Source organism: Anaerococcus marasmi, from assembly GCF_900290195.1.
GTDB classification, from domain to species: Bacteria; Bacillota; Clostridia; order Tissierellales; family Peptoniphilaceae; genus Anaerococcus; species Anaerococcus marasmi.
In genome coordinates, this window is record NZ_OLMF01000004.1 from 1,774,346 (window position 1) to 1,784,275 (window position 9,930).

At 37.7% G+C, this 9,930-nt stretch carries 8 protein-coding genes; all 8 read left to right on the forward strand.

Annotated features, from left to right (window positions below; genetic code table 11):
• The first annotated feature begins 47 nt into the window (after positions 1–47).
• The 8 genes from C7D97_RS08985 to C7D97_RS09020 all read left to right on the forward strand — a co-directional run bounded on the left by C7D97_RS08985 (position 48) and on the right by C7D97_RS09020 (position 8,752).
• Positions 48–1,271, forward strand: a complete 1,224-nt coding sequence (locus tag C7D97_RS08985) for an AI-2E family transporter (protein WP_105301700.1) — start codon at positions 48–50, stop codon at positions 1,269–1,271.
• Between the two features lie 9 nt (positions 1,272–1,280).
• A complete protein-coding gene (locus C7D97_RS08990) occupies positions 1,281–1,694 on the forward strand; it encodes a hypothetical protein (RefSeq protein WP_105301701.1) in 414 nt (137 codons plus the stop codon).
• Between the two features lie 233 nt (positions 1,695–1,927).
• Positions 1,928–2,704, forward strand: coding sequence for a pepsin/retropepsin-like aspartic protease family protein (locus C7D97_RS08995; protein ID WP_105301702.1), 777 nt, complete (start codon positions 1,928–1,930; stop codon positions 2,702–2,704).
• A gap of 1,661 nt (positions 2,705–4,365) precedes the next feature.
• On the forward strand, positions 4,366–4,593 hold the full coding sequence (locus C7D97_RS09000; protein ID WP_105301703.1) for a FeoA family protein: 228 nt from the start codon (positions 4,366–4,368) through the stop codon (positions 4,591–4,593).
• Positions 4,590–6,743: a ferrous iron transport protein B gene (gene feoB, locus C7D97_RS09005; RefSeq protein WP_105301704.1), complete on the forward strand. Its 2,154-nt coding sequence runs from the start codon at positions 4,590–4,592 to the stop codon at positions 6,741–6,743. The genes C7D97_RS09000 and feoB overlap by 4 nt, the downstream gene beginning before the upstream one ends.
• A 571-nt stretch (positions 6,744–7,314) precedes the next feature.
• Positions 7,315–7,482, forward strand: coding sequence for a FeoB-associated Cys-rich membrane protein (locus tag C7D97_RS09010; protein WP_105301705.1), 168 nt, complete (start codon positions 7,315–7,317; stop codon positions 7,480–7,482).
• Positions 7,483–7,769: 287 nt separating this feature from the next.
• Positions 7,770–8,201, forward strand: a complete 432-nt coding sequence (locus tag C7D97_RS09015; protein ID WP_105301706.1) for a flavodoxin — start codon at positions 7,770–7,772, stop codon at positions 8,199–8,201.
• Entirely contained in the window at positions 8,201–8,752 is a 552-nt protein-coding gene (locus C7D97_RS09020; RefSeq protein ID WP_105301707.1) for a DUF3793 family protein, read from the forward strand. Before C7D97_RS09015 ends, C7D97_RS09020 begins: the two co-directional genes overlap by 1 nt.
• The last annotated feature ends 1,178 nt before the right edge of the window (positions 8,753–9,930 follow it).

Consider the following 9,930-nt stretch of genomic DNA (forward strand, 5'->3'; position numbering starts at 1 on the left):
TAAGGGCTTTATGCTTTGCATAAGTCCTTTTTGCTTTAGGAGCATATATGAAAGAAAAGAAATTTTTAGATGAAAAAACTAGACCGATTTTTAAGTTGGGATTTTTGCTAATATTAATATTTTTCGGCTTTTGGTATATAGATAGGGTACAGGGAGTATTACAATCTACATATTCTGTGTTTAGACCTATAATCTATGGCTTGGTCATAGCCTTTATCATAAACTTACCCATGAACTTCTTCCAAGAGAAGCTATTTCATAGATTTATAGACAAGGATAAGCACAAGAAGCTTGGATCAGTCCTTTCTCTGGTACTGGCTTGGATAATATTTTTTGCTATAGTTACTTTGATTCTTACAGTTTTGATCCCAGAACTTGCTAATGCTATAACTTCACTTATAGACAATATCCCTGTATTTTTCGATAGGCTAATCGAATATCTCAATGATCAAAGGCTCTTTAAGGAAGTAAGTGCAGAGATTAGTGCAAAGATTAACAGCCTAAATGTAGAAAACTTCACTAGCGAATTGAGAAGGTTCTTAGATGGGAAGAATTGGGGCTTTGTAACGAAGACCTCATCAATCCTAAACTCAGTTTCCCAAACCATAATAACAATAGTTATGGGTTTTATTTTTTCATTTTATGTATCACTTAACAAGAAAACCCTCCAAACTAATACAAATAAGATTCTTCTTGCAAACTTTGAGGAAGAAAAGGTAAAACAAATCAACTATATAGCCAAACTTTCCTACAATTCCTTTGCAAGATTCCTAGAAACAAAGCTACTTTCTTGCTTAAGCCTCGGATTAATTTGCTCTATAGGGATGCTTATCTTAAGGCTACCAATGCCAGCTATGATATCTATACTTGTCGGAGCCTTTGACATAATTCCATACTTTGGGCCAATAATCGCAACAGGAATTGGAATGATTTTAATCTTCATCCAATCACCAGCCCAGTCCCTAGTATTTTTAATCTTTGTCCTTGCCATCCAACAAGTCCAAGAATCCATCCTATATCCCCTAGTTATAGGCAAACACCAGGGACTACCAGCGATTTGGATCTTTCTTTCAGTATTTCTTGGAGGAGGCTTATTTGGCATATTTGGTATGATTGTTTCCATGCCAATAGCTACAGTAATCTACACCCTAGTTGAAGATTCTACCAAAAGAAAGCTCAAGACAAAGGAGATTACAGAAGAAGATGTAAAAAGTTTAAATGAAAAGTCCTATGAGAGCATGCGAGAAGAAAAGATGGACTTTAAATTCTAGGAGGAAGATATGAACAGGAAAAAAGAACTAAGAGAAGCTATTGAAGCAGCCCGACAAGTCCTGAAAGCAACAGATTATGCAATTAATATCCTTAATAAGGCAAACAAATGGTCTTTTCTCGATATCCTTGGCGGAGAAGGCCTATCAAGCTTTATGAAGAGAAATCATATAAGATCTGCCAACAGGGCGATTAATGAGCTAAAATATGACATAGAAAGATTAAGGAAGGAGTTAGGTGATATTAATATCGACCTACCAGGAGAAATCTCCGACAGCCTTTCTGATAATATGTTCGACATATTCTTTGACAATATCTTCACCGACCTAAGGGTAAGGTCAGAAATCAAAGGAAAAATTAATGAACTAATAGAATTTAGAGATATGGTACAATCTCTTATCCAAAGACTTGAAAGAGAAATATAAGAGAAAGGGTCTGTTGCAAAACTATGAATAATCATCGTACCATCATTAGAAGGTTCTCTTAGGAAATTTTCAGTGGTGCCTGCCGGCTGATGGAGGCAAAATTTCCGTGGAGGTTCTTCTAATGATATTGGTACGATTTATTCATTCTGCAACAGCCCCTTTTAAATTCACCAATTAGTAGGAGAATCTTTTTTTATGATATAATATTAAATAGAAAAATAAAAGGAGACAGCATGGAATTTTCACCAATACCAATATCAGACCAGAAATTCTTAAACTTTATATTTATAGGAATCCTAGCTGGCAAAAAGCCAGTAACAGCTATGTTTGCCACTAAAGGCAACACCCTAATTCCAGAGAGCCTAGCACAAGAAATCGACCTTGACTATATAGACAAAGATCCAATTGACACAAGGACAGGCTTTAGAAGAGCAAAACTTTCTTCAATGACTATCGGAGGACTTAAACTTATAGATGTGCCAGTTGTAGTATGCAAAGACGAGATAGCAGATCTAGGAAAAGATCCTTCAGGAAACAAATTCCCAGCAGATATGATCCTAGGTTGGAATATCATAAGCCAACTTGTCTTTAGGGGTGACTTAAGAAAGGGCAGAATGGAAGTCCAAAGCTCAGAGCTTAAAAAGAAAAGCTCAAAAACTAGGGAAAACTTCCTAGTATTTAAGCTAATCTTTAACAAAAGAACCTACAAGGCAGGCCTAGATACATCCCTTCCATTTACAAGAATCTCAGAAAATATAGCGAAGGGTACCAAAATCGAAAACGAAGACATAAAACAAACCATCCAAATGCTAGAAATTGACGAAAAAGAAATAAACTACGAAAGCAAATTCTCATTCAAGATAGACGATAATGAAATCACAGTCCCATCAACAAAAATAGACCCAGCCCTAAACAACGAAGACATCCAAATAATCTTCGGAGCAGACCTACTAAGAACCACATCCTGGGCCCTATACAACCCAATGGGTTACGTGAGAGTAAACAAATAAGGACAAATAAAGACAGAAAAGGAGAAGCAAAAACTTCTCCTTTTTAAATAAAAAAATTAAAAGAGACTTCTCCACAAGGTCGAAGTAAGGGGAAACTGGATCTTCAATTTCCCTTATGTCGACCGAAGTGGAGACATCTCATCATCATTTCCAACCATATTTCTACATCGCCACCTCGAACGCATGTGAGAGGTCTACAGTCTAAGATGACATGTAAATATCACAGAACAACTTATCTAAGCAAACATCCCAATCAAGGAGACTTCTCCACAAGGTCGAAGTAAGGGAACATTAGTGCTTCAAATAATAGTAAGAGAATAGTTCCCTTATGTCGACCGAAGTGGAGACATCTCACCAATAATTCTAGACCTAATGAATCTTATCTGAACACATCGCCACCTCTAATGGAATTGTCACAGTGAGCGTAGCGAACTGATAAAATGTGCCGGACTGTCGGGCTTCGATTTTTGTAAAAAATCGAATAAGTGGGACTTATTTGAAAAATAAGTTCCAAGAACTCGAAGAGTTCAAAATCGAGGGAGCCCTCGTCATGGGCCACTATTTTGCAAAGCAAAATAGTGAAGTATCCTTTGTTAATATTAACAAAGGATGAAAGAACGATGAATATCGTTCTATCAAAAAAGGTGAAGCGAAGCTGAGCCCGCAATCCACCTCGACAGAGCTTCCACGGGGAAGCGACGAGAGGTCTACAGTCTAAGACGACATGTAAATATCATAGAATAACTTATCTAAGCAAATCTCCAAATAACCGAGACTTCTCCACAAGGTCGAAGCAAGGTGGTAATCCCTTGTTTTACATATCAGCAATCTACTCACTTCCCTTATGTCGACCGAAGTGGAGACATCTCACCAACAATTCTAGACCTAATGAATCGTAGCTGAACACATCACCACCTCTAATGGAATTGTCACAGTGAACTGATGAAATATACCGGACAGATGGGCTTTCCCTAAACCTACAATCCACCTCGAACGCATGTGAGAGGTCTCCAGTCTAAGACGACATATAAATATCACAGAACAACTTATCTAAGCAAACATCCCAATAAAGGAGACTTCTCCACAAGGTCGAAGTAAGGGAAAACTTGTGCTTCAAATAACAGCAAGAGAAATAGTTCCCTTATGTCAAGCGAAGTCGAGACATCTCAATGCTGTTTCTATGATATAAAGAGAAGTGGACCGAAGTCGAGATATCTCATAAAACCTTCAATCCCCCTTATGTCGACCGCAGTGGAGACATCTCACGAAAGTTCTCTATTCTAAGCCGACATATAAATAAAAAGAAAAATCCATCTAAGTAAATCCCTCCTAAGAGGCTTCTCCACTGCGGTCGAAGCAAGGGATCTATTTAATCTATATGTAACATTAAGCAAAACGCACCCCTTATGTCTACCTCAGCGGAGACATCTCTCAACCCATCCAATCTCTAAGAAAATTTCTCCCAAAATCATAGCAAAATACCCCCTCAAACCATATAATGTAAAGACTAAGATTTTGAAAATAAAAATTATTTTCTTTTGATATTGATTATTAATTCACTTTGTGATATATTATATCTAGAAAGAAGCACAGACTTTTTTAGATATATTATAATATAACTAAAATTGACTTGATTATAAATCTGTGCGAGGAGATTTAGTATGAATACTTTAGATAAAATAAAAATAGGATCTACTGCAAGAGTAGACAAAATTATAGGTGACTCTCCAACCAAGAGGAGAATTATGGATATGGGAATTACGAAAAACACCGAAGTTTTCGTAAGAAAGGTCGCACCTCTGGGAGATCCGATACAGATTTCCCTTAGAGGTTACGAGCTAACCATTAGAAAAGAAGATGCGAGAAACATTAGAGTGGAGGAGATATGACTTTAAGAGTTGCCCTAGCAGGAAACCCCAACTCAGGTAAGACCACTCTCTTCAATGCCCTAACAGGTTCCAAGCAAAGAGTCGGCAACTGGCCAGGAGTTACAGTTGACAAGAAACAAGGAAATCTAAAGGGAGATGACGATATCATAATCGAAGATCTCCCTGGTATATATTCCCTTTCTCCCTATACCATGGAGGAAGTGGTAAGTAGGAAGTATTTGGTAAATGATAGACCAGATCTTATTATCAACTTAGTAGATGCTTCAAATCTAGTGAGAAATCTCTACCTTACTAGCCAGCTTTTAGAGCTAAATATCCCTGTGGTAATCGCCCTAAATATGATGGACATAGTCGAAAGTAAGGGAGATAGGATAGATATAGACAAGCTTTCTAAGATGATTAATTGTCCTATAGTAGAGACCACAGCCTCAAAGAATATCGGAGTTGATGAGCTTATAAGCGAGGTCAAAAGAGCAAGCAAGGAAAATATAAAGCCAAAGACCTTGGTCTATGATCAAGACCTAGAAGATGTTTTAGACAAAATCGAAAGCACTTATACAGGAGACCTTGACCCCGATCTTAGAAGATATTATGCAATTAAGCTTTTCGAAAACGATAAGGAAAGTCTAAAACATATTTCTCTATCAGAAGCTGAACTTGATGAGATTTCTAATATTAGAAAAGATTTTGAAGAGAAAAGAGATGACAATGCAGAAGGCATCATCACAAGCGCAAGATACGATAGCCTGGAAGAGAAAAGCTATGAAATCCTAGAAAAGTCCAAGCCTAAACTATCTGCAACGGATAAGATCGATAGGATTGTAACTAGCAGGGTTTGGGGCCTTCCAATCTTTGCCCTAGCAATGTTTATGGTATTTTTCTTGTCTGTATATGAGAAATCTCCAGGAACGCTAGGTACAGATGCAGTAAATGGCTTCTTTGAAGATAGCCTAATACCATTTGTAGGAGACTTCCTCACAAGGATCGAAATTCACCCAGCCCTAGTATCTCTAGTAACAGACGGAATACTCTCTGGAGTGGGAGCAGTTCTTGGATTCTTGCCACAAATGATGGTACTATTTGCTCTCTTGAGCATCCTAGAAGACATCGGATATATGGCAAGAGTTGCCTTTATCATGGATAGGATCTTTAGAAGATTCGGCCTATCAGGCAAGTCCTTTATCCCAGCCATGGTTGCTACAGGATGTGCCGTACCAGGCATCCAAGCATCCAGGACGATCGAGTCAGATAGGGATAGGAAAATTACAATAATGACCGTATCCTTTATGCCTTGTTCGGCTAAACTTCCGGTAATCGCCCTAATAGTTGGAGCATTTTTCCCAGAACACCAAGCCCTAGTATCCTTCTCCTTCTACATGATAGGAATACTAAGCATCATAGTTTCTGGAATTATCCTAAAGAAGTTTAAGGAATTACAAGACGATCCTTCACCATTTATCATGGAACTACCTCCATATCATGCCCCAAGGATCAAATCAGTTGCGACAGATGTCTTCAACAAATCCAAATCCTACGCCAAAAAGGCAGGAACAATCATCTTCCTATCTACAATAGTAATATGGCTCTTGTCAAACTTCGACTTCAGCCTAAACCTAGTAGGAGAAGATACATCAGCATCAATCCTTGCAAGAATTGGCTCACTAATTGCGGTAATATTTAAACCAATAGGTTTCGGTACATGGCAAGCAACAGTTGCTACAATCACAGGCTTTGTGGCCAAAGAAAACATAGTAGCAACAATGGGAGTTGTCCTAGGACTCGGTTCAGAAGTAACAGAAGAATCAACAGCTCTTCTAACAGCCTTTAACCAAGCTCTAGCAAGCCCTGTCGCAGGATACTCCTTCTTACTCTTTAACATGCTCTGTATGCCATGCTTTGCTGCAGTAGGAGCTATCAAGACAGAAATGGCAGATAACAAATGGACAGCCCTAACCATAGCCTACCAAATGGGCTTTGCCTACCTAGTGAGCCTAATATTCTATAACATTGCAAACCTAATAGTTTATGGAATATTTAACATAGGAACAATAATAGGCTTTGTAGGACTAATCTTCCTAATCTACCTAGTAGTAAGAAAGCCTTACGCAGAAAAGAAAAACATAAACTACGAAAAATCCGTAGCCAGATAAAACCGCCCTTTTGTAAAAAACAAAAGAGAAATCCAAAGCTTCCCTTATATAATAAGAAGCAAATGCCCCCCCTTATGTCAACTGGAGCAAAGCCCCTTATGTCTAATGGTACTGGCCATAAAGAATAAACCTACCATTCCCCTTATGTCGACCGAAGTGGAGACATCTAGTAAAAAATTCACCACCTCGAACGAACGTGAGAGGTCTCCAGTCTAAGACGACACGTAGATAAAAAAGAAAAAACTAATCTAAGCAACATAGCTAATAATGGAGACTTCTCCACAAAGTCGAAGAAAGAGAAATATTTAGCATAATATAATAATAAGCAATACCATTACCCCTTATGTCGAGCGTAGTCGAGACATCTCATGAGAAATCTACAGCCTAATACGGCATATATATAATAAAGAAAAAATTATCTAGGCAAATTACCCCAATACCCGAGACTTCTCCGCAAGGTCGAAGTAATGGAAAAACTTGTCCTTACAATAAAGGAAAGAAAAAGCCCCCCTATGCCTACCGCAGTGGAGACATCTCACTCAAAACCCAAACACAAATGAAAGGAGAAATTATGAATACCCAATCAATAATATTGCTAGTAGCAATCCTCGCGATAGCAAGCTTTGTAGTATACAAAAGATATATAAAATCAAACGCCAAGGCAGGCTGTGCAGACTGTCCAACAGGCCAAGGAAATAACAATCACAAAAACACCCCATCATGTGGATGCGGGTGTTAGGAAGGAGGGATATTTTTTTACAAAATTAATGATAAAAATTATCGATATCAAAGACAAATGAATTTATGAGAAAGCATAATTAATGATTATATGTGATTTACAAGAAGGAAAAATCTAATAGATTTTCACAAGAAAACAAGACCTCTCCATAAGGACGAAATAAGGGATATCCTTTATATAAGAGAAAACAAAACACTTCCCTTATTTCTCTGAATAGGAGATAGGTAATAGCTAGAAAATTATCACACAAATATAAAACGTTAACAAAATTTAAAAAGGAGAAAATTATGGCAAAAGTAGCAGTAGTATATTGGTCAGGAACAGGTAATACAGAAAAAATGGCAGAAGAATTCGTAGAAGCTGTAAAGGCAAACGGCGGCGAGGCAGAACTATTCTTCGCAGGAGAGTTTAGTTCAGATAATATTTCTGACTTCGATGCCTTCGCTTTTGGATGTCCTGCAATGGGAAATGAACAACTAGAAGACGGAGAGTTTGAGCCAATGTTTGAAGAAGTTGAAGGCAAGCTTGACAACAAGCCAACAGTTTTCTTCGGATCATACGAATGGAACGACGGCCAATGGATGTATGACTGGCAAGAAAGAGCAAAGGATGACGGAATCAACCTAGCAGCAGACGGCTTAATCGCCTACGATGACCCAGACGAGGAGGCACTCGAATCAGTTAGGAATCTCGCCAAAACTCTTCTAGAGAAAATCTGATGCAGGAAGAATTCCTTGTTTTCCATGCATCTCCAGTTCTGTGCGGGATAAAGGCAGCGAACCTCTTCCAGATAAGATCAACTGACCTAAGTTACGTAAGAAGCGTAATCAAATCCTGGGAAGAGGCCATCAAGACTTGCAAATCTTGCGATCTTAAGTTTAAGCTTATAGCCAAGAAGGAAAAAGGCTTCCTTGTACTAGCATACAGAAATATGAAACTTGAGACCATCCTAGAAGATGAAGAAACAGAAGTTTTTATAAGAAATTTTGGATATGATACCGAAAACCTAGCCAAATGCCTAAATAGGCTAGCAATTAGACTAAAAGTCGACGACTTCCCTCACGAGATAGGTCTTTTTCTAGGCTACCCCCTAGACGATGTGAAGGCCTTTATCAAGAACAAGGGCAAAAACTTCGTCCTAAATGGAACATGGAAAGTCTACTATGACGATGAAAGCAAAAGACAAATATTCAAGTCCTACAAAGAAAGCAAAGAGAGATGCTCAATGATAATAAAAAACGGAGGTAACATTCATGAACTAGTTGGATAAGAAAAACACAAACATACTATAATATTAGAATAACAGACTGCCCAACTCCTAGGGCAGTTTTCCTTTATCTAAAATTAAAAAATTCTAGGAATTAAAGTATAGATATCCTAAACAGCCACCATACAGCACGAGACTTCTCCACAAGGTCGAAGTAAGGGAGATTTTAATCTTTACAAAACAGTAGATAAACAAGCCCTTATCCCTAATGGTGCTGGCCACAATGAACAACCCTACCATTCCCCTTATGTCGAGCGGAGCGAAGCGTAGTCGAGACATCTCAAAGTTAAAAATCACGCTTCTATAACTTCAAGCATCTTAAATAAAAGAATGAGAATTACTTAAGACAATAATATTAAGAAAATAATCCAATAATTCTGTAGAAAAGTAAAAACTATATAAAATGAAGTATAATATATATGTTATCATCACTTCCATTAGCATGGAAGGAGGTGATTCTATGCGAGAAGTGTTCAGTTTCATACTTGATGTCATAGTACAAGTACTTGGTAACTACTTGTACAAATTGCTAGACAACAAGTTAAATAGCAAAGATGATAACTAGCATACAAAAAGACGAGCATGCAGGCTCGTCTTTTTTGATTCCATGCTAGTGTTCAGCTTCATGGTTACTACTATAATACTTCAAACCATAAGAAATTCAATATTCTAAAAATATATCTATATAACTCCACTATAAAAACCTTTATCTATTGCAAGTACTCGAGACTTCTCCGCAAGGTCGAAGTAAGGGAAAGCTAGTGCTTCAAATGACAGCAAGGGAAATAGTCCCCTTATGTCTAATGGTCCTGGCCACAAAGAACAAACCTATCATTACCCTTATTTCGAGCTTGTCGAGACACCTTGATGCTGTTTCTATTATATAAAAAGAAGCGAACCGAAGTGGAGACATTTCGTAAAAAATCTCCACCTCGAACGCATGTGAGAGGTCTACAGTCTACGACGACATGTAAATATCATAGAATAACTTATCTAAGCAAATCTCCAAATAACCGAGACTTCTCTCAGCTAAAAATCACACTTCTATAACTACAAGTATCCAGAAGAAAAGAATGAGAATTACTTAATATAATAATATTAAGAGAATAATCCAATAATCCTGTAGAAAAGTAAAAACTATATAAAATGAAGTATAGTATATACGTTATCATCACTTCCAT